Below are 25,651 nucleotides of genomic sequence, written 5' to 3' on the forward strand. Positions count from 1 at the left end.
AGAAATGACCGTACAGCAGCCCGCAGACATTTCTCTAGTGCCCGCTATAAAATGCACCCCATGGTGAACGAGGGCGGAACGAACGCCGCGGGCCAGCCCAGGGGAAGGCCTCGCGGGCGCCCCCGCTCCTTCGATCGTGGGACCGCGCTGGAGAAGGCCCTCCTCGCCTTCTGGGAGCACGGCTACGAGGCGACGTCCGTCTCCGACCTCACCCGCGTCATGGACATCGGCGCCCCCAGCCTCTACGCGGCCTTCGGTGACAAGCGGTCCCTCTTCGACGAGGTCGTGCGCGTCTACGGCGCGCGCTACGGGTCGTTCGCCGACCGGGCTCTCGCCGAGGAGCCCACCGCACGGGCCGCCGTCGCGCGCACGCTGCGCGAGGCGGCCACCGCCTACACGGAGTCCGGCCATCCGCACGGCTGTCTCGTGGTGCACGCCGCCGCGAACTGTTCGACCCCCGAGGTCGAACAGTCGCTGCGGGAGCGCCGCAACGCCGACATCGCCGCGTTCGAGAGCCGCATCAGAGCCGACGTGGCCGCCGGTGTGCTGCCACCGGACACCGATGCCGCCGCGCTGGCGCGCCATACCGGGGCGATGATCCAGGGCATGTCACAACAGGCGCGGGACGGGGCGAGCCGGGAGGAACTGGCGGCGGTCGCCGAAATTGCCATGTCCATCTGGCCCCGCACGGGAACCCGTACGGGTTAGGCTGCGTGGTGGACGCTCGCCTGTCCGGCGGGGCGCCGAAGTGACAACGACAAAAAGCCTCCCACGCATGGACACCCGTGAGTGGTCTAGTCCACAATGCGTCATGAGAGCGCGTGTGCGACGCGCACCAGCCTCCGCCTTCCCCGCACAGGAAGGCGGATCGAGGAACCGAGGCTCTCTGCCCTGACTGCCCCGGCTCCTCATCCTTCGGCCGACCGGGACCGCACACCCCACGGCCGATACTGCTCCGGGCTGCGGTGCCGGGAGGGTTGAGGGTCCCTCTCAGCGCCGCGGCCCGCGGGTGTTCCGAAGATCCGTCGGCCCGGGGCCGCCGATGTCCCGGACCCCTTGTATTTCAGGGCCGTACGAACGCCCGGGTACGCTCGCCCCGTGCCCTCCATGAACGAACTCGTACGCCAGCACACCGCTCTCGACGACACCGCTCTCGAGTGGTTGCACCTGCTGGTCTCGGAGTGGCAGCTGCTCTCCGACCTCTCCTTCGCCGACCTGGTCCTCTGGGTCCCCACCAGCGACGGCACCCGGTACGTCTCGGTCGCGCAGATGCGGCCCAACACCGGCCCGACCTCGTACCAGGACGACATGGTGGGTCATCTCGTCCCGCGCGGCCGCCGGCCGATGCTGGACACAGCCCTCGACGAGGGCCGCATCGTGCGCGAGGGCGACCCGGAGTGGCGCGAGGAGGTCCCCGTCCGCGTCGAGTCGATCCCCGTGCGGCGGGAGGGGCGCGTCCTCGGGGTCATCGCGCGCAACACCAATCTCCTCACCGTCCGCACCCCCAGCCGGCTGGAGCTCACGTACCTGCAGAGCGCCTCCGACCTCGCACAGATGATCGCTGCTGGTTCCTTCCCGTTCGCGAACCAGCAGCTCGACATGGACGCCTCGCCCCGGGTGGGCGACGGACTGATCCGGGTCGACGCCGACGGCATCGTCCAGTACGCCTCCCCGAACGCCCTGTCCGCCTACCACCGGCTCGGGCTCGCCTCCGACCTCGTCGGCCAGCACCTCGGCAGGACCACCGCGGAACTCGCCCCGACGCGGGGGCCGGTGGACGAGGCGCTGGCCAAGGTTGCCAGCGGCTGGGCGCCCCGCGAGTTCGAGATCGAGGCCAACTACGGGGTGATCCAGTTCCGGGCGATCCCTCTCAAACCCAAGGGCACCCGCATCGGCTCGCTGGTGCTCCTCCGTGACGTCACGGAACTGCGTCGCCGCGAACGCGAGTTGATCACCAAGGACGCGACCATCCGCGAGATCCACCACCGGGTCAAGAACAACCTCCAGACCGTGGCGGCCCTGCTCCGGCTCCAGGCCCGCCGCATCGAGTCCGACCGCGGCCGCGAGGCTCTCGAGGAGGCGGTGCGCCGGGTCGGATCGATTGCGATCGTCCACGAGACGCTCTCCCAGAACCTGGACGAACGCGTCGAGTTCGACGACATCGCCGACCGCGTGCTGGCGATGGTGGCGGAGATCTCCCCCGGCAAGGTCACCGGCCGGCGCACCGGACGCTTCGGCATCCTCGACGCGGAGGTCGCCACTCCGCTGTCGATGGTGCTGACCGAGGTCCTTCAGAACGCGCTGGAACACGGCTTCCGTGAGGGCGACACCGGTTCGGTCGAGGTGGCGGCGGTCCGCGGCGGCACCACGAAGGAGGCCCGCCTGCTGGTCACCGTCCAGGACGACGGCGTGGGACTGCCGACGGGCTTCGATCCGCACACCGCCGGCAATCTCGGGCTGCAGATCGTGCGCACTCTGGTGGAGGGCGAGTTGGGCGGCACCTTCGACATGGTCCCGGCCCCGGAGCGCGGCACCCGTGTGATCTTGGACATTCCGGTGCGGTCCCAGAAGTGAACCGGGCCGAGGGGTGAACAGATCCAAGAGGTGAACAGCCCCAAGGACCGGAGAAGGTGAGCCGGCCGCTGGAAAGCATTGAGCCCCGGGCCATCGAGTGGACCGGGGCTTAAGCTCGTTGCTGCTTAACTAAGCGCATCGGGGGAACTGCGCGCTGCGGCTCGGGGGCGGGAGATGCGTACTCGCCGTCAGCGAAGTGATGCCGACAGGCACACGCGCCGCCAAGCTCAGGCTGTCAGCAGGGGTGGGATGTCAGGCGGAGGCCTGACGAGCCCGGTTGCGGGCGGCGCGGCGCTTCATGGCGCGGCGCTCGTCCTCGCTGAGACCACCCCAGACGCCGGAGTCCTGACCGGACTCGAGCGCCCACTGCAGACACTGCTCGATCACCGGGCAGCGACGGCAGACGGCCTTGGCTTCCTCGATCTGCAGCAGCGCAGGACCGGTGTTGCCGATGGGGAAGAAGAGCTCGGGGTCTTCCTCGCGGCAAACGGCGTTGTGACGCCAGTCCATGGCTGCTACCTCTCCTTGATATTACGTGCAAGTGCTTGTGAATGTGAACGCTTTCACGAATCCCTCAACAAGTGAAGGGCCGATCGCCAGTTCCCCGGCGTGGGTCCGGTGAGTTGAAGAGGGGTTCCGGTGATCAGTGGAGGCCGATGTCGCGGGCCGTCCCGATCGCCACGTAGAGACTCGCAAACCTCAGCGGCGGATACAACCCCTACCGGAAAGTTTTTTTTGATTCTTCGGTGTCGACTAGGTCACAGCCGTACTTCCATGGGGTGGACCCTGGCCTAAACGTTCGAGTGAAAGGACTTTAGCCAGTTCTGCTCACACAATCACACGCAGTGCACGGCGTACGCCTGTGAACGTCACGCTGGTTCGCAGCCCCAGGTGGTCACCGTCCATCTGGAGGGGCAGGGGCACCTTCGAATGCAAGGTGAACTGCGTCAAGTCGTGCAGCGAGGTGGCGTGTTTACCCTTGGGTCCCCGCTCGGGGGACGAAGTGAGCAACTGGGTGCCATACCGGGCAACGGCGGCGGTCGACAGGCGGCTGAGAGCGAAGATGTCGAGGCCGGTATCGAACGAGGCCTTAGGTGCCGCGTAGATCGGGCGATTCCCCAGAAACGTCCACGGGGAGGTGTTCGAGACTATGGACAGCACCAGATCGGTCACCGGTTCCTCGCCGGCCCGCTCGAGGGTGATCGTCCCGCTCGTGCGGTTCGGCTCGCCCAGCAGCTGACGCACCACCTGGCGCACGTACAGGGCGTGGGTGGACTTCCGGCCGCGCTCGCGGTGCTGTTCCACCCGGCCGACCACCCCCGCGTCGAAGCCCAGGCCCGCGTTGAACGTGAACCAGCGGGACGGCACCGACTCGTCCTCCGTGCCCGGCGTGCCCGAGGTCAGGCCCAGGCCCACGGTCCGTTCGCTGCCGTCGCGCAGGGCGTCCAGCAGGGCGCCGGTGGCCTCCACGGCGTCGTTCGGCAGGCCGAGGGCGCGGGCGAAAACGTTCGTGGAGCCGCCCGGGACCACGGCGAGGCCGGGCAGGTGCTCCGGGGCGGGACCGCCGTGCAGCAGGCCGTTGACCACCTCGTTGACCGTGCCGTCGCCGCCGAGGGCCACCACCAGGTCGATGTCGTCGCTGTCCGCCGCCTGACGGCCCAGGTCGCGGGCGTGGCCGCGGTACTCCGTGGTGACCGCCTCCAGCTTCATCTCGCTGGCGAGCGCGTGGATCAGTACGTCGCGTGTGCGCGCACTGGTGGTGGTTGCCGCCGGGTTGACCACGAGGAGTGCACGCATGACTGGCAGCGTACCTACTGGGTGGTACCTGGCCCAGAGCGAGGTGGGGGTCAGGCAGGAGGGCGGGGGTGAACCTCACCACGGGGGTACGCCGGGCGAGGGCTACTCTTCAAGGGTGAGCAGTGAGCAGACCCCCACGACCGAGGACACCACCGGCCGCCCCCGGCGGCTGACGTACGCCGCGCTGCTCGCCGCCCTGGAGGGGCTCGCGCTGGTCGTCGGCGGGGTCTGGATCCTCGTCCTGGGCTTCACGGGGCATCCGGACGACCGGCAGCAGGCCGTCACCGGGGGTGTCACGCTGGTCGCGCTCGCGCTGCTGCCGCTCCTCGCGGCCCGTGGACTGCTCGCCCTGCGCAGCTGGAGCCGCGGTCCGGCCGTCATCACCCAGCTCCTGGCGCTGCCGGTCGCCTACAACCTGCTGCAGGCCGACAGCATGGCCATTCCCGGCGGGATCGCCCTCGCCGTCGTGGCCGTGGCCTCGCTCGTGCTGCTGGTGAACCCCGAGACGACCCGGGCCCTCGGGATCCGCGGGCCCGGTCACGCCGGCGACGGCGAGAAGTAGCCGTCACTCCTCGACGAGGAGCTTTTCCCGCAGTTGCGCGAGCGTGCGCGCCAGCAGACGGGAGACGTGCATCTGGGAGATGCCGACCTCCTGCGCGATCTGCGACTGGGTCATGTTGCCGAAGAACCGCAGCAGCAGGATCCGCTTCTCGCGCGGCGGAAGGTCCTCCAGCAGCGGCTTGAGGGACTCGCGGTACTCCACGCCCTCCAGCGCCTCGTCCTCCGCCCCGAGGGTGTCGGCGACCGCCGGCGACTCGTCGTCGGTGTCGGGGACGTCCAGGGACAGCGTGGAGTACGCGTTGGCGGACTCCAGGCCCTCCAGGACCTCCTCCTCCGAGATCGCCAGCTTCTCGGCGAGTTCGTGGACGGTGGGGGAGCGGCCGTGCAGCTGTGACAGCTCGGCCGTGGCCGTGGTGAGCGCCAGGCGCAGCTCCTGCAGCCGGCGCGGCACGCGCACGGCCCAGCCCTTGTCGCGGAAGTGCCGCTTGATCTCGCCCACGACCGTCGGCGTCGCGTAGGTGGAGAACTCCACGCCGCGGTCCGGGTCGAAGCGGTCGACCGATTTGATGAGGCCGATCGTGGCGACCTGGGTGAGGTCGTCCAGCGGCTCGCCGCGGTTGCGGAAGCGCCGTGCGAGGTGCTCCACCAGCGGGAGGTGCATCCGGACCAGCTGGTTGCGGAGCTCCGCGTACTCCGGGCTGCCGCTGCTCAGGGTGCGCAGCTTGAGGAACATCTCGCGCGCCCCGCTGCGGTCCGGAGAGCCGTGCTGCGCGCCCTGCGAGTGGTGTGCGCTCGGCTTCTCGTCCTCGGAGTGTCGCTGGTGCTCGCTCATCGTCCCGCCCGTCGCCCTTCCCCGAGCCCTCGCCTCCGCCGCCCCTCTCGGCTTCGCGTGAGAGGGGGGACCCCCCTGGACCGGAGACGCGGTGATCCCCCCGCCCGGTGGCGCGCTCCGCGTGACATGGCGCTGGTCCGCCCGTCCCCCGCCCGGACGGACGGCCTCCGGGGAGTCGTCCTCGGGGTGCGGGCGGGCCTGCTCGGGGATGCCGTCGATACCGTCCGCCATACGCCGGGTTCCGGCCGGACCAACCATGCCCGTGCCCTCGGCCGGCAGCTCTCGTGTGCCGCGCTCTTCGTCCCGCACCGGCCCGTCCTCTTTCCTCACGCCGGCCCGGGTCCCGCGCCGCGCTGTTTGTAGAGGCTGATCGAAACGGTTTTGTCCTTGTCCACGGCGGAGGAGACCTTGCCCGCCAGCGCGGACAGGACGGTCCAGGCGAAGGTGTCCCGCGACGGCGCGTGGCCGTCCGTGGTCGGCGCCGAGACGGTGACCTCGAGCGAGTCGTCGACGAGGCGGAACACACAGCTGAGCACCGAGCCGGGCACGGCCTGCTGCAGCAGGATCGCGCAGGCCTCGTCCACCGCGATGCGCAGATCCTCGATCTCGTCGAGGGTGAAGTCCAAACGGGCCGCGAGGCCGGCCGTGGCCGTACGCAGCACCGACAGGTAGGCACCCGCGGCCGGCAGCCGGACTTCCACGAAGTCCTGGGTCGCGGGCTCGCCTGCGATCTCGGACACCCTCACCTCCATGGTGGTACGAGCGTTTCAGGGCCGAGGGTCGCCCCCCGGGATAACGCGATACGTGGTTCAGCGGTGACGCTATCGCGCTGTCGACGGTCCTGTCCCCGGGACCCCGACCCCGTGCCGTCACTCACAGTAAACCTGTGGACACTCTCCGTGTCTAGGGGTTGGGTGGGCCCAAATGGGAAGAGCGCGCGCCGGGTTGACGTACCCAGACGTCAGACCGTCGAACCGTCCTGGTCGACCGTCCTGCGTCGGGATTCTGCCGTGTCACACCAGGACATGGTCGACGAAACACCATCGCCAGGTCTCGCCGGGTTCGTGCGTCTGCATCACGGGGTGCCCGGACTCCTTGTGGTGCCCCGCCGCGTGCCGCCCCGGCGAGGAGTCGCAGCAACCGACGTGGCCACAGGTGAGGCACAGCCGGAGCTGCACCGGCTCCATGCCCTCCGCCAGGCACTCCGGACACGTCTCGCTGAGCGGGACGGGTGCGGACTGCGGCAGCGCGTCGGTGTGCGTGCACTGTTTCATGATGGCCAGGTTACGACGGTCGCGCGGAAGACCGCGTCGAAAAATCGAGGGCGGGCGAGAACGATGGACGTGATGCCACTGCTGCTGCTGATCGCGGGCAGTACGGCGATCGCCGCGGCCGGGCGGCGCACGCCGGTGCCGGCACCTCTGCTGCTGGTCGCGGCCGGTCTGGCCGTCAGCTACGTCCCAGGGGTGCCCGACTACACCCTCGACCCGCACATCGTCCTGCCGCTCATCCTGCCCCCGCTGCTGCACACGGCCGCCACCGAGAGTTCCTACCTCGACCTGAGGGCTCAGCTGCGGCCGGTCGCGATGCTGTCCGTCGGGTACGTGCTGTTCGCGACCTTCGCCGTCGGCTGGGCCCTGTACCTGCTCGTGCCGGAGCTCCCGCTGACCGCGGCCCTCGTCTTCGGCGCGGTCGTGGCACCTCCGGACGCGGTCGCGGCGACCGCGGTGGCACGCCGGGTCGGGCTGCCCTCGCGCATCACCACGATCCTCCAGGGCGAGTCCCTGCTGAACGACGCCACCGCGATCACCGCCTACCGCGTCGCCCTGGCCGCCGCCGTCGGCGAGGGCGCCACCTGGGCCGAGGGCGTCGGCGAGTTCCTGCTCGCCGCGGTCGGCGGTCTCGTGGTCGGCCTGGTGCTCATGGCGCCGATCCACTGGCTGCGCACGCACGTGAAGGACCCGCTCCCGCAGAACACGCTCTCCCTGCTGATCCCGTTCGTCGCGTACGCCGTCGCCGAGCAGCTGCACGCCTCCGGCGTCATCGCGGTCGTCGTCGTCGCGCTCTACCTGGGGCACCGCGCGTGGGAGGTGGACTTCGCCACCCGCCTGCAGGAGGAGGCGGTGTGGAAGATGGTCGCCTTCGTCCTGGAGTCGGCGGTGTTCGCGCTGATCGGGCTGCAGCTGCCGGTGGTGCTCAGGGGGCTGGGGGAGTACGAGGGATCCCAGGCCGCCTGGTACGCGGCCGTCGTCTTCCTGGTGGTCGTCGCGGCCCGGTTCCTGTGGGTGTACCCGGCGACCTTCCTGCCGCGGCTGCTGTCGGCGCGGGTCCGGAACCGGGAGGACGACCCCACCTGGAAAGGGCCCTGCGTCATCGCGTGGGCCGGGATGCGGGGCGTGGTCTCCCTGGCCATCGCCTTCTCGATCCCGCTGACCATGCACGACGGGAAGGTGCCCTTCCCCCAGCGCAACCTGATCCTCTTCCTCACGTTCACGACGGTCATCGGCACCCTGGTCGTGCAGGGCCTGACCCTGCCCCCGCTGATCCGGCTGCTGAAATTCCCGGGACGGGACGCGCAGGCCGAGACGCTCGCCGAGGCCAACGCCCAGGCGCAGGCCTCCCGGGCCGCCGAGCGGCGTCTTGAGGAGCTCCTCACCGACGAGCGCAACGCCCTGCCCGCCCCCCTCGCCGAGCGGCTGCGCACCGTCCTGGAACGCCGCCGCAACGCCGTCTGGGAACGGCTCGGGCAGTCCAACCCGATCACCGGCGAGTCCGTGGACGACACCTACCGGCGCCTGTCGCGGGAGATGATCAGTGCCGAGCGCGAGGTGTTCGTCAGGCTCCGGGACGCCCGGCACATCGACGACGAGATGCTCCGCACTCTGCTGCGCCGGCTGGACCTGGAGGAGGCGGCGGCCTTCCGGGAGGCGGCGTAGGGCGGGTGGCTCCGTACTGCGCGTGCCATGGCCGGGCCCTGGCGTCGGGTGCTGTCGACCCTTCGAGGTCCCGCGGCGTCACGGGAAAGGGCGGCCCGTGATCACGGCCGCCACCGTCGTCCCGCGCGGGAAGGCGCCTTCACCGGTCAGAGCGACCAGTCCATACAGCAGTTTGGCCACGTACAGACGCTCGACGGGCAGGCCGTGGCGGTCCTCGAAGTCCGCGGCGAACGCGTCGAGCTCGTCCGGCACGCGCGCGTAGCCCCCGAAGTGGAAGCGGTCGTCCAGGTTCCAGGTGCCTCGCCTGGCGCCGAAGACCCGCTGTTGCAGGGCCTCGGTCTCGGCGCCCAGGAAGCCGCCCTTGAGGACCGGCACGCCCAGGGCACGCTGACCGGGAGCGAGACCGGCGGCCAGCCCCGCCAGGGTGCCGCCGGTTCCGCAGGCGACCGCGACGACGTCGGCCTCACCGCGCAGCTCGGCGCCGAGCTCCTGGCAACCGCGCACGGCTTCGGCGTTGCTGCCGCCCTCGGGGACGACGTACGCGTCCACGGCGTCGGCCCCGCGCAGGATCCCGGCCAGGACGCGTGGATCCGCCTTGTCGCGGTACGTCGCCCGGTCGACGAAGTGCAGGCGCATGCCGTCGGCCGCGCAGCGGGCCAGCGAGGGGTTGAGCAGCCGGCCGGCCAGCTCGTCGCCGCGTATGACACCCACCGTCGCGATGCCGAGCAGCCGCCCGGCAGCGGCCGTGGCGCGCAGGTGGTTGGACCAGGCACCACCGAAGGTGACGACGGTACGGCCGGCCGCCGCCGTCAGGTTCGGTGCCAGCTTGCGCCATTTGTTGCCGATCAGCTCCGGGTGGATCAGATCGTCCCGCTTCAGCAGCAGCCGCACGCCCCGGCGCGCGAACCGGTCGTCGGGGACGTCCTGCACCGGCGACGGCAGCCGGGGCGCGAGCGCGGCGAGGCCGGGGGTGTCGGGGCTGGGGGTGTCGGGGCTGGTCACCGGGCCATTGTCACCTGGAGGCCGCACCCGGCACCGGGGCGCCTCCAGGGCTGCCGGTGGTCGGGGAACGGCTGATCACGCAGGGGCTGGTCCGGCCCGCTCACCGACGCATGAGCGACATGTCCCGGCGGGCTGCCGCCACCCGGCCCGGAGCCCTGCGGCGGCTCGCCGAGCGCTGGAACGGGCGGCCGTCTGCCCAGCGTGACGAAGATCCATTCCCGCTCTTTCGTGTAATAGCGCGATGACTCTGCGTGAGGAATGCTGGTCCACGCACCTCGATGCCCGAGCCATATGGGTGTCGGCCACAACTGGAGGGGCAGTTCTCTATGTCGGTAGGCGAAGAGGTCCGCACGGAGCGGACCAAGCCGCAGCAGAGTCTCGGCACGGCGGCCGCGCGGAACCTGGCCACCACCACCAAGTCCGTGCCGCAGATGCAGGAGATCAGTTCCCGCTGGCTGCTGCGGATGCTGCCCTGGGTGGACGTCCAGGGCGGTACGTACCGGGTGAACCGGCGCCTGACGTTCGCGGTGGGCGACGGCCGGCTGACGTTCGTCACGACCGGCGACCGTGTCGAGGTCATCCCCGCGGAGCTGGGCGAGCTTCCGGCCCTGCGGTCCTACGAGGACGACGATGTGCTCCGCGAGGTCGCCCGCCGCTGCGACCAGAGGGAGATCCCCGCGGGCAACGTGATCGCCTCGTTCGGCATCCAGGCCGACGAGGTGTACCGGCTGGCGCACGGCAGGGTCGAGAAGATCGGCACGGGCCCCCACGGGGAGGACGAGTCCCCCGGAATCCTCGCCGACGGGGCCTACTTCGGCGACGACGCCCTGCTGAACGAGGACGCGATCTGGGAGTACACGGCCCGCGCACTCACCGCCTGCACCGTGCTCGTCCTGCCCCGTCAGGAGTTCGCGCAGATCGCCGAGCGCTCGGAGACGCTGCGCGAGCGCCTCCGGGCGCTCCGCTCGATTCCCGCGCAGCGCTCCAACAAGTACGGCGAGAACCGGGCGGAGCAGTTGACAAGGCGTCGGCCGTCGGCCTGCCGGCCGGGCCGTGCCTGCGGCCGCCAGGGCAGCGGCCGTAGGCCGGACCTCAGCCGGCTCTCTGCCGATACGGCGGCCGCCGCGGGCGGGACGGGAGTCGGCCCTCGGCAGAGGACGAGGCAGAAGGCCGGGGGCCGGGCGCGGGACGGGCCGCGGCTGATGAGCAAGGGGCCGCAGGCCTGGTGAGAGACGATCGGTGGCCGATGGGACAGCGGCCGGGTGTCGGCCGGAGCCGGTCGGTGGCTGGTGGGCTGCGGTCGAGGTGGAACGCGAGTCGGCCGCCGCTTGCCGGCGTGACGCGAGGCCGAGGGCCGGGCACGAACCGGCCCTCGGCTGAGGAAACCTCGATCGAGGCATCGAGAGGTGTCGATCGGCAACCCGCCCCGTGGGCTGCCGACCGGAGTTCGTGACCCTTCGGGCGAACGGAGGGCTGATCCCCGGAGCCCGGGGCCGTGCGGTTCCTGACCCCGCACGGCCGCCGGGCTCCGGTCGGCGGGTCCCGCACTGCCCCACGGTGTGCGGGACCCGCCTCTCATCCGCCCCACCGCGCGCGGCCGTGTTCGGGACATGCGTTCATCAGGTTTGCGCCAAGGTCCCGTCCGCCCCCGCACGGGGGCCACCCGTCGCCCTACGATCGACGCCCGTCAGGACGAATGAAGGGGCGGAACATGGGCGTGGCGATCCGGACGGCGAGCGAGGAAGACCGGGGGCTGGTCGTCCGGCTCCTCGACGAGGCGTTCCAGGACGACCCCGTGAGCGGCTGGGTCTTCCCGGGGGTGGAGGAACGCCGTGCCAATCATCCCGGTCTGATGGCCGCCTTCACCGACATCGTGCTGACGGCCGGCCGGGTGGACGTCGCCGAGGACGGCTCCGCCTGCGCGCTGTGGATGTCCGTACCGGCGCAGGACGGTCATGAGGGCGACGGCGAGGACGAGGGGCCGGCCCAAGTCCGGGAGGCCGTCGATCCGGACAACGAGCGCATCGAGCTGATCGGCCGGCTGACCGCGGCGGTCCATCCCACCGGGCGGGCCCACGAGTACCTGTGGATGATCGGCGTGGCCCCCGACCGCCAGGGCGAGGGGCTCGGCACCGCGCTCATCGAGTCGGTACTGGAGCGCTGCGACCGCGAGGGACTGCCCGCCTATCTTGAAGCGAGCAGTGCCCGCAGCCGTGCCCTGTACGAGCGTCTGGGCTTCGCACTCGCCGGCCGGGTCATCGACCTCCCGGACGGCCCGGCCATGTGGCCGATGTGGCGTGAGCCCAGGGTCCACCAGGCCGGCTAGGCACTCTCCGCCCCGCCATCCTCCGGAAGTACCGCCTCCGGGAGCACTGCCTCCGGGAGCGCCCTCTCCGGAAACACCGTCGTCACGATCCGCTCCACCAGCCCGTCCGGTACCGACACCCCGGGCAGTACACCGTCCAGAACGCCGGGCAGCGTCAGATGCTCCAGGAGCAGCCCGAGCATGGCCAGGTACAGCACGGCGACGGACTCGTCGCCGCCCGGCAGCCCGGCCGTGCGGTGGAACTCCATGGACTCCTCCAGATCGCCGCGTACCGACGTGGTGAAGGAGGCGAGGAGCTCGGGACGCCGGGTGGCCTCCAGGCGCAGCTCCATCAGGGCCAGGTAGCCGGTGCGGTCGCGGGTCGCGCGGCCCATGAGGTCGTGCATGAGGGCCGCGATCAGGGCGCGGTCCTTCGGCCGGGTGAGCAGCCCGGCGACCACGTCGGGATCCGGCGCGAGCCGTACGTGCAGCCGGGTGTCGATCTGGCGCAGCAGATCGGCGCGGTCGGTGAAGTAGTTGGAGGCGGTGCCCACGGGCACCCCTGCCTCCGCGTCCACCGCGCGGAACGTCAGCCCGCGCGCACCCTCGCGCGCGAGCACCTCGACGGCGGCGTCGACGAGCGCGGCCCGGCGCTCGGGATTGCTGGCCATGTGGAGTCCCTTCCGCCCATTCAGCGGCCCGAGGCGGTTAATCCCTTGCAACGACGACGGGTGGAGTACTACATCTGGAGTGGTTCGACTGGAGCCTATGGAAAGAGACCGACTTGCGAAAGCTCACGTACTTCATCGCCTGCTCCATCGACGGCTTCATCGGGGACCCGGCCGGCGACGCGTCGTCGATGTATCCCTTCGCCGACGAGGAGTTCCTCGCCTTCCTGACGGCGGAGTATCCGGAGACCCTCGCGACTCGTGGCCGCCGGGCCATGGGCATCGACGACCTGCCGAACCGGCGGTTCGACACCGTCATCCAGGGGCGCGGCAGTTACGGCGTCGGCCTGAAGGAAGGCGTCACCAGCCCGTACGCCCACCTGCGGGAGTACGTCGCCTCCGGCACCCTGAAGGAGTCACCCGACCCCAACGTCGAGATCATCACGGACGACCCGGTCGGCAGGGTCCGGGAACTCAAGGCCGAGAACGGGGAGTTGGGCATCTACCTGTGCGGCGGCTCGCAGATCGCGGGCGAACTGCTCGACGAGATCGACGAACTCGTCATCAAGACCTACCCCATCGTCTACGGCTCCGGCATGCCGATGTTCGGCTCCGGGTTCGCGATCTCGGAGTTCACGCTGGAGTCGGTGCGCACCTTCGGCAACGGCGTACTGGTGCGGACGTACGGCAGGAAGCGCTGAGCCGCCCCCCGGCCTACGCTGGGGACATGGACAGCGAGGCACACGTCTGTCCCAGCTGTGGACAGCCAGTGGAAACGGTCGTCCGGCGCCACAAGACGCTGGGCGCATGGGTTCCGCGGTGGGTGGCGGGCCCCTGCCGAAACGCCGGGTGCGCGGCGTACGGCGCGGAGAGCGCGCCCGGTGCCGCCGCGGGCGATGACACCCGCCCCGCCACGGCGGTCCCTGCCGCTGAGAAGCCCGGAGAGCCGGAGTCGGCCCCCGGAGCGTCCGTCGCGGAGAGCTCCTGAGCCAGGCCCCGTGCCGAGCGCCGAGGCCGGCTCCACCGTCCTCCGGTCGAGACCCGCCTGACCCGGAGGCGCCGACCGGTCATCGGGTCCTGGGTACGAGCGTGGAAGGCGTGAGCATGACGAGGGGAAGGCGTCGCAGGGTGGCGCGGGGTGGTGATCGTGTGGGCGCTGGCCGTCGTCGTCGCGGGCGGGCTGACCCTCTGGCTGCGGGACTCCACCTACCCCGGCGGTCCGGACGTCTGGGAGGAGAACCAGCCCGGCGAGCGCCATGACCTGCCTCCCTGCCCGGCATCGGACACGGCTGGCGCGGTGGCGTGCGTCTACCTCGAGTCACCCTAGATCCGCAGCCCACCCGTCTCCGGGTCGCGGGTCGTCAGGCAGTACGTGCCTCCGGCCGGGTCGCGCATCACCGTCCAGCCGGGGAAGGCGGCCACGAACGCGGCGCCCCGCTGCTCGTGCCACGCCCGGGTCGCGGCCACCTCTGTGCAGGCGAGGTCGAGGTGGGCGGAGGCGGGGCGTTCCTCGTCGAGGCGCTGCAGAAGCAGTCGGAGCGGCAGACCGGGCGGCGGCTTGACCACGTGGAACTCCGGCAGGGAGCCCGGCACCGAGTCCCAACCGGTCAGGAGCCCGCTCCAGAAGGCGACTTCGGCAGAGTGGACCGAGGGCGGGACGTCCAGGCACACCTGGTCGAGTCGGCTGCCCCGCACCACGCCCGGGCGGGCCGACTGCCCCCGCCACGGGTCGGCGCAGAGCAGCTGCCCGCCGGGCGAGCGCAGCACGACCAGCGACCCGTGGTCCGCCACCACGCGCGCGCCGAGCCGCACCGCCGACGCGGCGAACTCCCGCACGTCGTCCACGCAGAAGTCGAGGTGCGCGCCGCCGGTCCCCGACGCGACCGCCTGCACCTTCACACAGGCGTCGGCGCCGTCCGGGAGCAGGGTGGCGAACTCCGAGCGGTCCCCGCGCAGTTCGGAGAGGCGGGTGGCGGTGACCGCAGTCCAGAAGTCACAGGCGGCACCGAAGGCCGGGCGCGGCCGGTCGATGAAGGCGTACGTCCAGCGGATCGTCATGGGCGCGATCGTAGAGGGCCGCACCGCGGCCACCTGCGTCAACCTCGATCATCCCCTGCCTCGCCGCCCCGCCCCCCGGCCCCGGCTTGTTCGCATGCAGGAATGGACGACATCACGTTCCTCGTGGCAGTCGTCGTCACGGCACTCGCGTTCGACTTCACCAACGGATTCCACGACACGGCGAACGCGAGGGCCACGTCCATCGCCACCGGCGCGCTCGCACCCCGGACGGCGGTCCTGATCAGCGGTGTCCTCGCCGTGGCCGGTGCCTTCCCGCCCACCGAGGTGGCCAGGGCCGTCTCGGCACGGCCGCCGTCGCCCTGGTCGGCGCCGCCCTCGCGGCGGGCAACGTGCTCGCCTCGCGCCGCAACCCGGTGCACGCCGGGAACGTCAACGACGCACCCGACGTCACCCTGCGCCCCGAGCCACCCGCCAAGGTCGGCTCGGCCGCCTGAACGGCCGGAGCCCTCGGGTGAGCTCCCACGGGCACGGCGAAGGGGCCCGACCGTGGCTCCGGCCGGGCCCCTTCGCCGTGTTCGGCGATCAGGCCTTCTTGGTCTCCCAGAAGATCTTGTCGATCTGGGCGATGTAGTCCAGCGCCTTCTGGCCGGTGGCCGGGTCGGTCGACGCCTTCGCGGCCGAGAGGGCCTTCAGGGTGTCGTTGACCAGCTGGTGCAGCTCCGGGTACTTCTCGAAGTGCGGGGGCTTGAAGTAGTCGCTCCAGAGCACCGAGACGTGGTGCTTCGCGAGCTCGGCACGCTGCTCCTTGATGACGGTGGCGCGCGCCTGGAAGTGCGGGTCGTCGTTACCGGCCATCTTCTCCTGAACGGCCTTGACCGACTCCGCCTCGATGCGGGCCTGGGCGGGGTCGTACACACCGCAGGGAAGGTCGCAGTGCGCGCTGACCTTGACCTTGGGGGCAAACAGGCGGGAAAGCATGGAGCATTCCTTCCTCGTGATCGTCTTCTCACAGGGGACATTACTCCGTGAGGGACGGCTTTTCGCGAGTGCCCCCTGGGGCTTAGGACAAAAGTCCGGGGTGAGACTGAGACTGGTGGACGATGAACCGGGGAGGTGCCGGGTGATGCCGGAGCGGTCGCAGGAGTCCGAGCGGGGGAGGCCGGGCGCGCCCTTCGGCGTCGCCGAGGTGACCGGACCCTCCATGGTGCCGACCCTTTACCACGGGGACCGGCTCCTGGTGCACTACGGCGCCCGGGTCAGGCCCGGGGACGTCGTCGTGCTCCGGCATCCCTTCCAGCAGGACCTGCTCGTGGTCAAGCGGGTCGCCGAGCGGCGCGAGGGCGGCTGGTGGGTGCTCGGTGACAACGCCTACGCCGGCGGCGACAGCACCGACTACGGTGTCGTCCCCGACGACCTGGTGCTGGGGCGGGTCCGGTTCCGCTACCGGCCGCTCAGGTCCGCCCGGCGTTCGCCCTGGACCCTGCTCCGCTGGGCGCTGTCCGCCGCGAGGCCCGTGCTCTCCGGCCGGGCGGCCTCCAGCCGTTTGCGGGCGCGGTAGGCGGCCACGTTGGCGCGGGTCGCGCAGCGGTCGGAGCAGTAGCGCCGGGAGCGGTTGGTGGAGGTGTCCAGGTAGACGTTGCGGCAGGGCGCGGCCTCGCACAGGCCGAGCCGGTCCACGCCGTACTCGGTGAGGTGGAACGCGAGGCCCATCGCGGCGATCGCGGCGTAGCCCGCGGTCGCGTTGGAGGGGTGGTCCGCCAGGTGCATGTGCCACAGCGGACGGCCGTCGTCGTCGCGGAAGTCGTGCCCTGAGATCTGCGGGCTCACCGGGAACTCCAGCAGCAGCGAGTTGAGCAGGTCGACGGCGAGCGTCTCGTCGCCCGCGTCGGCCGCCTCGAAGACCGCGCGCAGCCGCGCCCGGATCGAGCGGAACCGCGTCACGTCCGCGTCGGTGGCACGCCGGGCCGCCGACTGGCTGGCGCCGAACAGGTCACGAACGGCCTCGACCGACGTCAGCGTGTCCTTGCCCCGGGCCGGTTCCTCGGTGTTGACGAGGCGCACGGCGTAATCCGAGTAATAGGCCAGTTCCACTAATAGTCCTTACGAAGGGCTTCATCGTCGAGAAACGTGCACTGGTAACAGCTGGTGGTGCTTCCAGGGTATTACGTTCACGGTCCGGCGCTCCTGCCCCTCGCCGGGGACACCTTCGCCGGGCTGCCTGAAGCGGGACGGACGAAGGGGGCGGTACGGGCATCCCGTACCGCCCCCTCGCCGTGCGTGCCGTCAGAGCACCTTGGACAGGAACGACTTCGTCCGCTCGTGCTGCGGGTTGGTCAGCACCTCGCGCGGGTGACCGGATTCGACCACCACGCCTCCGTCCATGAAGACCAGGCTGTCGCCCACCTCGCGGGCGAAGCCCATCTCGTGGGTGACGACGATCATGGTCATGCCGGACTCGGCGAGGTCGCGCATGACGTCCAGGACGTCACCGACCAGCTCCGGGTCGAGCGCCGAGGTCGGCTCGTCGAACAGCATCAGCTTCGGGTCCATGGCGAGCGCCCGGGCGATGGCGACGCGCTGCTGCTGGCCGCCGGAGAGCTGCGAGGGGAAGTTGCCCGCCTTGTCGGCCAGCCCCACCCGGTCCAGCAGCTCCAGGGCCCGTAGCCGGGCCTGGCCCTTGTTCGCGCCCTTGACCTGGACCGGCGCCTCCATGACGTTCTCGACGGCCGTCATGTGCGGGAACAGGTTGAAGCGCTGGAAGACCATGCCGATGTCCCGGCGCTTGACGGCGACCTCGCTGTCCTTCAGCTCGTAGAGCTTGTCGCCCTTCTGGCGGTAGCCCACCAGTTCGCCGTCCACGTACAGGCGGCCGGCGTTGATCTTCTCCAGGTGGTTGATGCACCTCAGGAAGGTCGACTTGCCGGAACCGGAGGGGCCGATGAGGCAGAACACCTCGCCGGACCTCACCTCCAGGTCGATGCCCCTGAGGACCTCTACGGGGCCGAACGACTTGTGGACGCCTTCGGCCTTGACCATGGCGGTCATGCGGTGCCTCCCGTCGGCTTCGAGCGGCTGGACAGGGACAGCACGTTCGCCTTGATCTTCTGGAACGGCGTGGCCGGGAGCGACCGGCTCGAACCACGCGCGTAGTACCGCTCCAGGTAGTACTGCCCGACGCTGAAGACCGAGGTCAGCAGCAGGTACCAGGCCGCCGCCAGGAACAGCATCTCGGCGGGGGCGCCGGAGGTCTGGCCGATGTCCTGGGCCGCGCGCAGCAGCTCGGGATACTGGACGACCGAGACCAGCGAGGTCGTCTTCAGCATGTTGATGACCTCGTTGCCCGTCGGCGGCACGATCACGCGCATCGCCTGCGGGATGACGATGCGGCGCAGCGTCTTGGAGTGGCTCATGCCCAGCGCGTGCGACGCCTCCGTCTGGCCCTCGTCGACCGAGAGCAGACCGGCGCGGCAGATCTCCGCCATGTAGGCGGCCTCGTTCAGGCCGAGGCCCAGCAGCGCCGTCAGGAACGGGGTCATGAAGTCCGACCACTCGTCCTTGTAGAACGGCCCGAGGTTGATGTACTCGAAGACCAGGCCCAGGTTGAACCAGACGATCAGCTGGACCAGCACCGGGGTGCCGCGGAAGAACCAGATGTAGAACCAGGCGATCGACGAGGTCACCGGGTTCTTCGACAGGCGCATCACGGCGAGCAGCACGCCGCCGACGATGCCGATCGCCATGGACAGCACCGTCAGCAGCAGCGTCTTGCCGACACCGTTCAGGATGCGGTCGTCGAAGAAGTAGTCGGGGATCGCACCCCAGTTGATCTTGCCCTGGGAGAAGGCGTAGATGACGCCGCCCAGCAGGGCGAGGGCGACGACGGCGGAGACGTACCGGCCGTAGTGCCGGACCGGGATGGCCTTGACGGCCTCCGGCCCGGACGGCGGTGTGTCCGACGCCGTCTTGTCGATGTCAACAGTCACGGGTGTTGCCTTTCAGTGCCGCTCGGGCGCGGTCACTTGCCGCCATTGATGGTGGCTTCCTGCACGGAGCCGTCGGTGACGCCCCACTTCTTCATGATCTTCTCGTACTCGCCGCTCTTGATCACGGCGTCGAGCGCGGCCTTGAGGGCGTCCCGCAGCTCCGTCTGGTCCTTGGCGACCGCGATGCCGTACGGCGCGGCCTCGACCTGCTCGCCGACCAGCTCGAAGTCCTTGCCGCCACCGGAGGTCTTGACGGCGTACGCGGCGACCGGGAAGTCGGACGAGCCGGCGTCGGCGCCGCCCGCGCGCAGGCGGGTCTGGGCCTGCTGGTCGTTGTCGAAGGCCTCCAGGGCGATCTTTTCGCCCTTCGGGCACTTCTTCGACTCGGCCTTGGCCAGGTCCTCGGAGACCGTGCCGCGCTGCAACACGATCTTCTTGCCGCACAGGTCGGACCAGGTCCTGATGCCCTGGTCGTCGCCCTTCTTGGTGTAGATCGAGACACCGGCGGTGAAGTAGTCCACGAAGTCGACGCCCTCACCGACCTTCTTGCCGGTGTCGGAGTCGATGCCCTCCTGGCGGTCCTTGGTGTCGGTCATCGCGGACATGGCGATGTCGTACCGCTTCGAGCGCAGACCCGTGATCAGGGTGTCGAAGGTGCCGTTCTCGAACTGGAAGTCCACTCCGAGCTGCTTGCCCATGGCGGCGGCGAGGTCGGGGTCGATGCCGACCACCTTGCCGGAGCTGTCCTTGAACTCGACCGGGGCGTACGCGATGTCGGAGCCGACCTTGATGACGCCCTTGTCGCGGATCGACTTGGGCAGCTTGTCGGCGAGCGGGGCCGAGGCGGCGGTGTCGCTGCCCGAGCCGGTGTCCTTGGTCTGGTCACCGCATCCGGTGAGCATCAGTGCGCCTGCGACCGCGATCGCGCCGACCGCTGCTATACGGGAACGTGCGGCGGTGGTGCGACGGGTGGAGCTTGCGGTCATGGTGGGTTCCTCCGGCGGATGGGTGGAGTTGCCGATGGGGCCGGCGACTGCGGGAAGGGCAGCGCCATGGGGTCGGCGGAGCACACGCCTTCGAGTGCCGCGACCTCGTGTGATTACGGCATCTTGCCATTCGGACTGCGCGATTCTGGGGGCCGGCCATGTCAAAATCGGATAACGGGCGATCCCCGAACCGCATCACCCCGCTCCCCCGCGGCTGGACCTTCTATGGGAATCAGTGCTTCCAGCCGGAAGATCTTCGGCGTACCCAGGGATTTCAGCATGGAGCCCGCGAGCTTCGCGGCCGCTTGAGTGGTTGTCGATGGTTTGTCCAGGGGTTGTACCGACATTGGACGAAAAGTCGGGGCACCGTCATGTGACCTTGGCGTTATGGACTCGTCGTCGGCGGCCCGCGTCCGGTAAGAAGGGTCTCCACACCCCTCATCCGGGGCTCAGGGCGCGTGTGCGGCGCGCCCGTCGCGTACGCGCCCGTACGTATCACGTACAGAGCACGTCCACGGCCGTACGCGGTCCCGCCCACCCCTCACCAGGAGTGGCCACCCTCAAACCAATGAAGATTTAAGGGGTAGAACGAAGTGGCAGCGGAGATCGTCAATCCTCGCAGCGAGAGCAAGACCGGCGATACGGGCGGCGAGGGCGGTGCGGAGCCCCTCGACTCCTTCGACCCGGCGTTCGCGCTGCACCGCGGCGGCAAGATGGCCGTGCAGGCCACCGTGCCGGTCCGTGACAAGGACGACCTGTCCCTGGCGTACACGCCCGGCGTCGCGAAGGTGTGCAGCGCGATCGCGGAGCAGCCGGAGCTCGTGCACGACTACACGTGGAAGTCGTCGGTCGTGGCCGTCGTGACGGACGGTACGGCCGTTCTGGGGCTCGGTGACATCGGGCCCGAGGCCTCCCTCCCCGTGATGGAGGGCAAGGCCATCCTGTTCAAGCAGTTCGGCGGCGTGGACGCGGTCCCGATCGCGCTGGACTGCACGGACGTCGACGAGATCGTCGAGACGGTGGTGCGGCTCGCGCCCTCGTTCGGCGGAGTCAACCTGGAGGACATCTCGGCGCCGCGGTGCTTCGAGATCGAGCGGAAGCTGCAGGAGCGGCTGGACATCCCGGTCTTCCACGACGACCAGCACGGCACGGCGGTGGTGACCCTCGCCGCCCTGCGGAACGCCGCGCGGCTGAGCGGACGGGCGCTGGGCGACCTGCGCGCCGTCATCTCCGGCGCGGGCGCGGCCGGAGTCGCCATCGCGAAGATGCTGGTCGAGGCCGGCGTCGGCGATGTCGCCGTGGCCGACCGCAAGGGCGTGGTGTCGGCGGACCGGGACGACCTCACACCCGTCAAGCGGGAGCTGGCCGGGTTCACGAACAAGGCCGGGATCTCGGGGTCGCTGGAGACGGCGCTCGCCGGGGCCGATGTGTTCATCGGCGTCTCGGGCGGGACCGTGCCGGAGTCCGCGGTGTCCTCGATGGCCGAGGGGGCGTTCGTCTTCGCCATGGCGAACCCGAACCCCGAGGTGCACCCCGAGGTCGCGCACAAGTACGCGGCCGTGGTCGCCACCGGGCGCTCCGACTTCCCGAACCAGATCAACAACGTGCTGGCGTTCCCCGGCATCTTCGCGGGGGCGCTGCAGGTGCGCGCCTCCCGGATCACCGAGGGTATGAAGCTGGCGGCCGCCGAGGCGCTGGCGGCGGTGGTCGGGGACGACCTGTCGGCCGACTACGTCATCCCCTCGCCGTTCGACGAGCGGGTGGCCCCGGCGGTCACGGCCGCCGTCGCGGCTGCGGCCCGGGCCGAGGGCGTGGCCCGGCGCTGACGTCGCCGGTGGTGTGAGTGGCCCCGCCCGGATCGGGTGGGGCCACCTTTTTGTTCTGAGCTCCCCCTTCCGTACGCCGGCGGGGGCGCGTCCTGGCTCGGCTGTCCGCCCGGGTACCACCGCCGAGGTCCTGGCAAGAGGGTGTGTCTCACAGCGGCCGGTGGTTCCGCCAAGCCGGTCCTGGAACCTATCGTCAAGGTCATGTTCGCTGTCTACGCCGCCCGAATCGACCGCGACCAGCCGCTGTCCGGTCTGGAGCTGGGGGAGCGCCCGGCTCCCGAGACCCGTCCCGGCTGGAGCACCGTCACCGTCAAGGCCGCCTCCCTCAACCACCACGACCTCTGGTCCCTGCGCGGCGTCGGCCTCGCGGAGGACAAGCTGCCGATGATCCTCGGCTGCGACGCCGCCGGGATCGACGAGGACGGCAACGAGGTCGTCCTGCACTCCGTGATCGGCCAGAGCGGGCACGGGGTCGGCCCCGCGGAGCCCCGCTCCATCCTGACCGAGCGTTACCAGGGCACCTTCGCCGAGCAGGTGGCCGTGCCGACCTGGAACATCCTGCCCAAGCCGAAGGAGCTCTCCTTCGAGGAGGCCGCCTGTCTGCCCACGGCCTGGCTGACCGCCTATCGGATGCTGTTCACCAACGCCGGTGTCCGGCCCGGTGACTCCGTGCTGGTGCAGGGCGCCGGCGGCGGTGTCGCCACGGCGGCCATCGTGCTGGGCAAGGCGGCCGGGCTCCGGGTCTTCGCCACCAGCCGGGACGAGGCCAAGCGCAGGCGGGCCCTGGAACTGGGCGCCGTGGAGGCGCTGGAGTCCGGAGCGCGGCTGCCGCAGCGGGTCGACGCCGTGATCGAGACCGTCGGGGCCGCGACCTGGTCGCACTCCGTGAAGTCGCTGAGGCCCGGCGGCACGCTGGTGATCTCCGGTGCCACCAGTGGGGACCGGCCCTCGCACGCCGAGCTGACCCGGATCTTCTTCCTGGAACTGAAGGTCGTCGGTTCGACGATGGGGACCAAGGACGAACTGGAGGATCTGCTGTCGTTCTGTGCCGCGACGGGGGTGCGGCCGGTCATCGACGAGGTGCTGCCCATGGACCGCGCGCGCGAGGGCTTCGAGCGGCTCGCCTCGGGTGAGCAGTTCGGCAAAGTGGTGCTGACCAACCCCTGAGCAACCCATGAACAACCCCTGAGCAGGGAGCTGCGTTGCTCGACGGCCGGTCCGGAAACGGGCCGGCCGTTCCATTTGTCAACGGTGGTTGACGTGAGGAGGGTTGTCAATCTAGGTTGACAACATGACCGAAGCAACCGATCTGGCCGAGAGGGCCGGGGATCGTGACCCGCGGGTCGGACTCAGGGCGGTCGCCGCACTGCGCAGGCTGCTGGAGCAGCTGGAGGCCGTGCAGGTGCGCAACGCCCGCAACCAGGGCTGGTCGTGGCAGGAGATCGCCGCCGAACTCGGTGTGAGCAGGCAGGCCGTGCACAAGAAGTACGGGAGGCGTTGATGTTCGAGCGTTTCACGAAAGACGCCCGGGACGTGGTGAAGGGCGCCTTCGCGCAGGTGGAGGGGAGCGCCGAGGGCGGTCGGCGCGTGGAGCCGGAGCATCTCCTGCTCGCTCTGCTCGACCGTCGGGGCAGCCGCGGGTCCTTCGCGCTCGCCGCCCTCGGGCTCGGGGAGGACAGGGAGTCCGTGCGGGAGGCGCTGCGTGAGGCGCGGAGGCGGGCCGGGCTGACCCGGGCCGACAGTGAGGCGCTCGCCGGGCTCGGCATCGACGTGGACGAGATCGTGGCCCGGGTGGAGGACGTGCACGGGGTCGGCGCCATGGCCGGTGACCATGGCGACAAGCGGTGGTGTCCGGGGCGGCCCTCCTTCGGCCGGGGCGCCAGGGACGTACTGGAGCGGTCGCTGCGGGCGGCTCTCGCCCGGCGGGACCGGCACATCGGTGACGAGCACATCCTGCTCGCCCTGACCCCGCGCCCGGGCGTGCCGGCCGAGGTCCTCGCCGACCACGGGGTGACGTACGCGTCGCTGGTGCGGGTGCTGTACGGCGGCGGTGGCGAGGCCAAGGCCGGGTGACGGACGGCGCCGGTGGCCGACGCCTCCCGTCACTTCCTCGGGGTGCGCAGCAGGGCTCCTATGTGGGCTGCCGCCTCCGACAGATGACGTCGGGCGTCGCGCAGCTGGTCGGTGTTGACCCCGTGGTCCCGGGCCGCGTCGCGGATGTCGTCCCGGAAGCGGTCGAGGAGGCGGTCCAGATCGCGGGCCGGGTCGCCGGTGGACTCTGCGGCGTCCTCATGGGCCCAGGCCGGTGCGTAGGAGGCCGGGACGTCCCCGGTGGGCTGTGACGGTGCCGGCCGAGGGGCTGCGGTCTTCGAACCGTCCGTGCCGGTGCCGGTCCAGTCGAAGCCGAAGTCCTTGCCGTAGCCCTTTCCGAACTCGCCGACCTCCCTGGCCAGTTCGCTCAGGCCCTCGCGCAGGCCCGTGGGCCAGTCGCCTCGGGCGAAGTGGTCCTGCACCTGCTCCTGGACCCGACGGGCGATGCGCTGCACCTGCTCCTGAGCCTGGGCACGGGCCTGCTCCTGGGCCTCCTTCGCCTGGCGGCGGGCGCGCTGGGCGTCCTCCCGTGCGCGGCGGCTCTCGTCCTTGGCGCGCCGGGCCTGTTCCTTCCACTCCTGGCGGGCGCGCCGCATCTCCTCCTTGGCGACCCGCCAGGCCTCCTTGTCGCCGGGCGCGCCGAAGTCGCCGAAGGGGGAGCCCTGGGTGCCGCGGCCGCCGTCGTCCCGGCGGGCCTCGGTCGCCGCCGCGCGCATCTCTCGGCGCAGGTCGCCCGCGGCCCCGTGCACATCGGCCTGGATCTCCGCTGCCAGCTCCGCGACGGACTCGCGGATCTCCAGCTCCAGGTCGGCCAGCTCGCCACTGCGGTCGGCCAGTTCGGCGCGGCCCGCGTCCGTGATCGAGTAGACCTTGCGGCCGCCCTCCGTGATGTGGGTGACCAGGCCCTCGGCCTCCAGCTTGGCCAGGCGCGGATAGACCGTGCCCGCCGACGGCGCGTACAGCCCCTGGAAACGCTCCTCGAGGAGGCGGATGACCTCGTAGCCGTGGCGCGGGGCCTCGTCCAGCAGCTTCAGCAGGTACAGGCGCAGGCGGCCGTGGGCGAAGACGGGGGGCATGTCAGAGCACCTTCTTGTCGGTCGTGCCGTCGGCCGGGACACGGGGGGCACCGTCGCCCGGGCCGGAGACGGAATGGTCTCCCGAGTAGTCCTGGGGGCCGCCCGCGGGGGCTGCCGGTGAGCCGCCGGCACCCGGGCGCGCGTCCTGCGGCGCGTCGTCCTTCCCGGCCGGCCGGCGCAGCAGGGCGATCGAGCCGGAGACGGTGGTCGCCCGCAGTTTGCCGGTGCCCGCGCCGAGGCGGCCCGTGATCTTGTGGGTACCCCACTGGCCGTGCACCCGCAGGTCCTCGAAGGCGTTGGAGACCGCGCCGCTCGCGGTGTTCGCCTCGACGTCCGCGTCCGCCGGGTACGGCAGCCGGATCGCGATCTCGCCCGAGACGCTGTTCAGCCGCACGTCCGTGGGGCCCTCCGGGTCGAGGTCGAGGATCATGGAGCCGCTCACCGAGTCGGCCCGTACGGAGGGGCCGGATCCCTCGACCACGGTGAGATCTCCGGAGACCGAGCTGAACCGCAGGTCGCCCGTGACGGCCTGGGCCTCCAGGTTCCCCGAGACCGTCTCGGCGCGGACCGGGCCGGACAGGCCCACCAGCGTGGTGTCGCCCGTGACGCCCTTCACCAGGGACGGGCCCTGGATCCCCGAGATCACGGCCGCTGCGCCGACCACGCCCACCTCCACGCGCGTGCCCGCCGGAACGGCGAGGGAGACGACCGCGCTGCGGCGCCAGGCCTTGCGGTCCAGGCACGTGAGGAAGCCCTTCCAGGGCAGGTCCTCGTAGGCCACCGAGAGGGCGCCGCCCTGCTGGGTCACCACCAGGGGCGGCCCCTCGATCCGCGAGACCTCCAGGCGGGCGGAACCTTCGTCCGTGCCCACCACGTTCACCGTTCCGCTGACGAGGCGCACGTGAAGCTCGCTCACGGGCTCGTCGAAGGTGAGCTTGCTCGGCTCCGCGACGGACCACTCGGACATGGTGGGACCTCCCCGACTCGACGCGCCA

The 25,651-nt window shown here is 70.8% G+C and carries 27 protein-coding genes and 2 pseudogenes; 14 read left to right on the top strand and 15 right to left on the bottom strand.

Going from position 1 to position 25,651, the window contains the following annotated elements; all coding sequences use genetic code 11:
• Positions 1-51: 51 nt before the first annotated feature.
• Entirely contained in the window at positions 52-708 is a 657-nt protein-coding gene (locus ACFW6P_RS05825) for a TetR/AcrR family transcriptional regulator (RefSeq protein WP_386355634.1), read from the top strand.
• Positions 709-1,107: 399 nt separating this feature from the next.
• On the top strand, positions 1,108-2,574 hold the full coding sequence (locus ACFW6P_RS05830) for a sensor histidine kinase (RefSeq protein WP_386355664.1): 1,467 nt from the start codon (positions 1,108-1,110) through the stop codon (positions 2,572-2,574).
• Positions 2,575-2,826: 252 nt separating this feature from the next.
• Here ACFW6P_RS05830 and ACFW6P_RS05835 read toward each other — a convergent pair whose 3' ends face one another.
• Both ACFW6P_RS05835 and ACFW6P_RS05840 read right to left on the bottom strand, forming a co-directional pair.
• Entirely contained in the window at positions 2,827-3,084 is a 258-nt protein-coding gene (locus ACFW6P_RS05835) for a WhiB family transcriptional regulator (RefSeq protein ID WP_003992873.1), read from the bottom strand.
• A 318-nt stretch (positions 3,085-3,402) separates the two neighbouring features.
• Complete coding sequence (locus ACFW6P_RS05840; RefSeq protein WP_386355636.1) at positions 3,403-4,371, bottom strand: diacylglycerol/lipid kinase family protein; 969 nt, start codon at positions 4,369-4,371, stop codon at positions 3,403-3,405.
• Positions 4,372-4,486: 115 nt separating this feature from the next.
• On the opposite strand from ACFW6P_RS05840, the gene ACFW6P_RS05845 reads away from it, so the two are divergent.
• Positions 4,487-4,933 (top strand): hypothetical protein, encoded by a 447-nt coding sequence (locus ACFW6P_RS05845; protein WP_386355639.1) that lies wholly within the window; start codon positions 4,487-4,489, stop codon positions 4,931-4,933.
• Positions 4,934-4,936: 3 nt separating this feature from the next.
• Here ACFW6P_RS05845 and ACFW6P_RS05850 read toward each other — a convergent pair whose 3' ends face one another.
• From ACFW6P_RS05850 to ACFW6P_RS05860, 3 genes are all read right to left on the bottom strand, one after another.
• Complete coding sequence (locus ACFW6P_RS05850; protein ID WP_386423019.1) at positions 4,937-6,073, bottom strand: RNA polymerase sigma factor SigF; 1,137 nt, start codon at positions 6,071-6,073, stop codon at positions 4,937-4,939.
• Positions 6,074-6,090: 17 nt separating this feature from the next.
• Positions 6,091-6,504, bottom strand: a complete 414-nt coding sequence (locus tag ACFW6P_RS05855; RefSeq protein WP_356436328.1) for an anti-sigma regulatory factor — start codon at positions 6,502-6,504, stop codon at positions 6,091-6,093.
• A 273-nt stretch (positions 6,505-6,777) separates the two neighbouring features.
• The gene (locus ACFW6P_RS05860) at positions 6,778-7,038 is read right to left on the bottom strand and encodes a UBP-type zinc finger domain-containing protein (protein WP_386355646.1); all 261 of its coding nucleotides are present in this window, start codon (positions 7,036-7,038) and stop codon (positions 6,778-6,780) included.
• A 63-nt stretch (positions 7,039-7,101) separates the two neighbouring features.
• Between ACFW6P_RS05860 and ACFW6P_RS05865 the strand changes: the two genes are divergently transcribed.
• Positions 7,102-8,700, top strand: a complete 1,599-nt coding sequence (locus tag ACFW6P_RS05865) for a Na+/H+ antiporter (RefSeq protein ID WP_386355649.1) — start codon at positions 7,102-7,104, stop codon at positions 8,698-8,700.
• A gap of 78 nt (positions 8,701-8,778) precedes the next feature.
• Here the strand turns inward: ACFW6P_RS05865 and ACFW6P_RS05870 are convergent, their stop codons facing one another.
• Positions 8,779-9,702 carry a 1-aminocyclopropane-1-carboxylate deaminase/D-cysteine desulfhydrase gene (locus tag ACFW6P_RS05870; protein ID WP_386355652.1) on the bottom strand — a complete coding sequence of 308 codons (924 nt, stop codon included), beginning with the start codon at positions 9,700-9,702 and terminating at the stop codon, positions 8,779-8,781.
• Positions 9,703-10,028: 326 nt separating this feature from the next.
• On the opposite strand from ACFW6P_RS05870, the pseudogene ACFW6P_RS05875 reads away from it, so the two are divergent.
• Positions 10,029-10,715 (top strand): annotated as a pseudogene (locus ACFW6P_RS05875) (cyclic nucleotide-binding domain-containing protein); the annotation flags it as partial.
• A gap of 698 nt (positions 10,716-11,413) precedes the next feature.
• The gene (locus ACFW6P_RS05880) at positions 11,414-12,028 is read left to right on the top strand and encodes a GNAT family N-acetyltransferase (protein WP_386352047.1); all 615 of its coding nucleotides are present in this window, start codon (positions 11,414-11,416) and stop codon (positions 12,026-12,028) included.
• On the opposite strand, the gene ACFW6P_RS05885 is transcribed toward ACFW6P_RS05880, so the two are convergent.
• Positions 12,025-12,678 carry a TetR/AcrR family transcriptional regulator gene (locus ACFW6P_RS05885; protein ID WP_386352049.1) on the bottom strand — a complete coding sequence of 218 codons (654 nt, stop codon included), beginning with the start codon at positions 12,676-12,678 and terminating at the stop codon, positions 12,025-12,027. The genes ACFW6P_RS05880 and ACFW6P_RS05885 overlap by 4 nt on opposite strands.
• 113 nt (positions 12,679-12,791) lie before the next feature.
• Between ACFW6P_RS05885 and ACFW6P_RS05890 the strand changes: the two genes are divergently transcribed.
• Entirely contained in the window at positions 12,792-13,376 is a 585-nt protein-coding gene (locus tag ACFW6P_RS05890) for a dihydrofolate reductase family protein (protein WP_386352052.1), read from the top strand.
• A gap of 437 nt (positions 13,377-13,813) precedes the next feature.
• Positions 13,814-14,002: a hypothetical protein gene (locus tag ACFW6P_RS05895; RefSeq protein WP_386423021.1), complete on the top strand. Its 189-nt coding sequence runs from the start codon at positions 13,814-13,816 to the stop codon at positions 14,000-14,002.
• Here ACFW6P_RS05895 and ACFW6P_RS05900 read toward each other — a convergent pair.
• On the bottom strand, positions 13,999-14,733 hold the full coding sequence (locus ACFW6P_RS05900; RefSeq protein ID WP_386352058.1) for a VOC family protein: 735 nt from the start codon (positions 14,731-14,733) through the stop codon (positions 13,999-14,001). The genes ACFW6P_RS05895 and ACFW6P_RS05900 overlap by 4 nt on opposite strands.
• Positions 14,734-14,835: 102 nt before the next feature.
• On the opposite strand from ACFW6P_RS05900, the pseudogene ACFW6P_RS05905 reads away from it, so the two are divergent.
• Positions 14,836-15,036 (top strand): annotated as a pseudogene (locus tag ACFW6P_RS05905) (inorganic phosphate transporter); the annotation flags it as partial.
• A 240-nt stretch (positions 15,037-15,276) separates the two neighbouring features.
• Here the strand turns inward: ACFW6P_RS05905 and sodN are convergent.
• A complete protein-coding gene (gene sodN / locus ACFW6P_RS05910; protein WP_004983535.1) occupies positions 15,277-15,672 on the bottom strand; it encodes a superoxide dismutase, Ni in 396 nt (131 codons plus the stop codon).
• A gap of 145 nt (positions 15,673-15,817) precedes the next feature.
• Here sodN and sodX point away from each other — a divergent pair, with 145 nt between their 5' ends.
• Positions 15,818-16,252 carry a nickel-type superoxide dismutase maturation protease gene (gene sodX / locus ACFW6P_RS05915; RefSeq protein ID WP_386352061.1) on the top strand — a complete coding sequence of 145 codons (435 nt, stop codon included), beginning with the start codon at positions 15,818-15,820 and terminating at the stop codon, positions 16,250-16,252.
• Here the strand turns inward: sodX and ACFW6P_RS05920 are convergent.
• The 4 genes from ACFW6P_RS05920 to ACFW6P_RS05935 all read right to left on the bottom strand — a co-directional run bounded on the left by ACFW6P_RS05920 (position 16,135) and on the right by ACFW6P_RS05935 (position 19,663).
• Positions 16,135-16,785: a CGNR zinc finger domain-containing protein gene (locus ACFW6P_RS05920; protein WP_386352064.1), complete on the bottom strand. Its 651-nt coding sequence runs from the start codon at positions 16,783-16,785 to the stop codon at positions 16,135-16,137. The two genes, sodX and ACFW6P_RS05920, sit on opposite strands and share 118 nt — an antisense overlap.
• Before the next feature lie 192 nt (positions 16,786-16,977).
• Positions 16,978-17,739, bottom strand: coding sequence for an amino acid ABC transporter ATP-binding protein (locus ACFW6P_RS05925; RefSeq protein ID WP_386352068.1), 762 nt, complete (start codon positions 17,737-17,739; stop codon positions 16,978-16,980).
• Entirely contained in the window at positions 17,736-18,677 is a 942-nt protein-coding gene (locus ACFW6P_RS05930) for an amino acid ABC transporter permease (RefSeq protein WP_386352070.1), read from the bottom strand. Before ACFW6P_RS05930 ends, ACFW6P_RS05925 begins: the two co-directional genes overlap by 4 nt.
• 32 nt (positions 18,678-18,709) lie before the next feature.
• Positions 18,710-19,663, bottom strand: a complete 954-nt coding sequence (locus ACFW6P_RS05935) for an ABC transporter substrate-binding protein (protein ID WP_386352072.1) — start codon at positions 19,661-19,663, stop codon at positions 18,710-18,712.
• A gap of 593 nt (positions 19,664-20,256) precedes the next feature.
• Between ACFW6P_RS05935 and ACFW6P_RS05940 the strand changes: the two genes are divergently transcribed.
• From ACFW6P_RS05940 to ACFW6P_RS05955, 4 genes are all read left to right on the top strand, one after another.
• Positions 20,257-21,489, top strand: a complete 1,233-nt coding sequence (locus ACFW6P_RS05940; RefSeq protein WP_386352075.1) for an NADP-dependent malic enzyme — start codon at positions 20,257-20,259, stop codon at positions 21,487-21,489.
• Positions 21,490-21,690: 201 nt separating this feature from the next.
• Entirely contained in the window at positions 21,691-22,656 is a 966-nt protein-coding gene (locus ACFW6P_RS05945; RefSeq protein ID WP_386352077.1) for a zinc-binding dehydrogenase, read from the top strand.
• 124 nt (positions 22,657-22,780) lie between these two features.
• Positions 22,781-22,990 (top strand): HTH domain-containing protein, encoded by a 210-nt coding sequence (locus ACFW6P_RS05950; RefSeq protein WP_073889424.1) that lies wholly within the window; start codon positions 22,781-22,783, stop codon positions 22,988-22,990.
• Positions 22,990-23,562 (top strand): Clp protease N-terminal domain-containing protein, encoded by a 573-nt coding sequence (locus ACFW6P_RS05955; RefSeq protein WP_386352080.1) that lies wholly within the window; start codon positions 22,990-22,992, stop codon positions 23,560-23,562. The genes ACFW6P_RS05950 and ACFW6P_RS05955 overlap by 1 nt, the downstream gene beginning before the upstream one ends.
• A gap of 29 nt (positions 23,563-23,591) precedes the next feature.
• Here the strand turns inward: ACFW6P_RS05955 and ACFW6P_RS05960 are convergent, their stop codons facing one another.
• Together ACFW6P_RS05960 and ACFW6P_RS05965 are read right to left on the bottom strand one after the other, a co-directional pair.
• Positions 23,592-24,656: a PadR family transcriptional regulator gene (locus ACFW6P_RS05960; protein WP_386352083.1), complete on the bottom strand. Its 1,065-nt coding sequence runs from the start codon at positions 24,654-24,656 to the stop codon at positions 23,592-23,594.
• A gap of 1 nt (position 24,657) precedes the next feature.
• The gene (locus tag ACFW6P_RS05965) at positions 24,658-25,623 is read right to left on the bottom strand and encodes a DUF4097 domain-containing protein (RefSeq protein ID WP_386352086.1); all 966 of its coding nucleotides are present in this window, start codon (positions 25,621-25,623) and stop codon (positions 24,658-24,660) included.
• Positions 25,624-25,651 lie beyond the last annotated feature (28 nt).

Origin of the sequence: Streptomyces sp. NPDC058741, from assembly GCF_042746715.1 — a bacterium.
GTDB lineage: Bacteria > Actinomycetota > Actinomycetes > Streptomycetales > Streptomycetaceae > Streptomyces.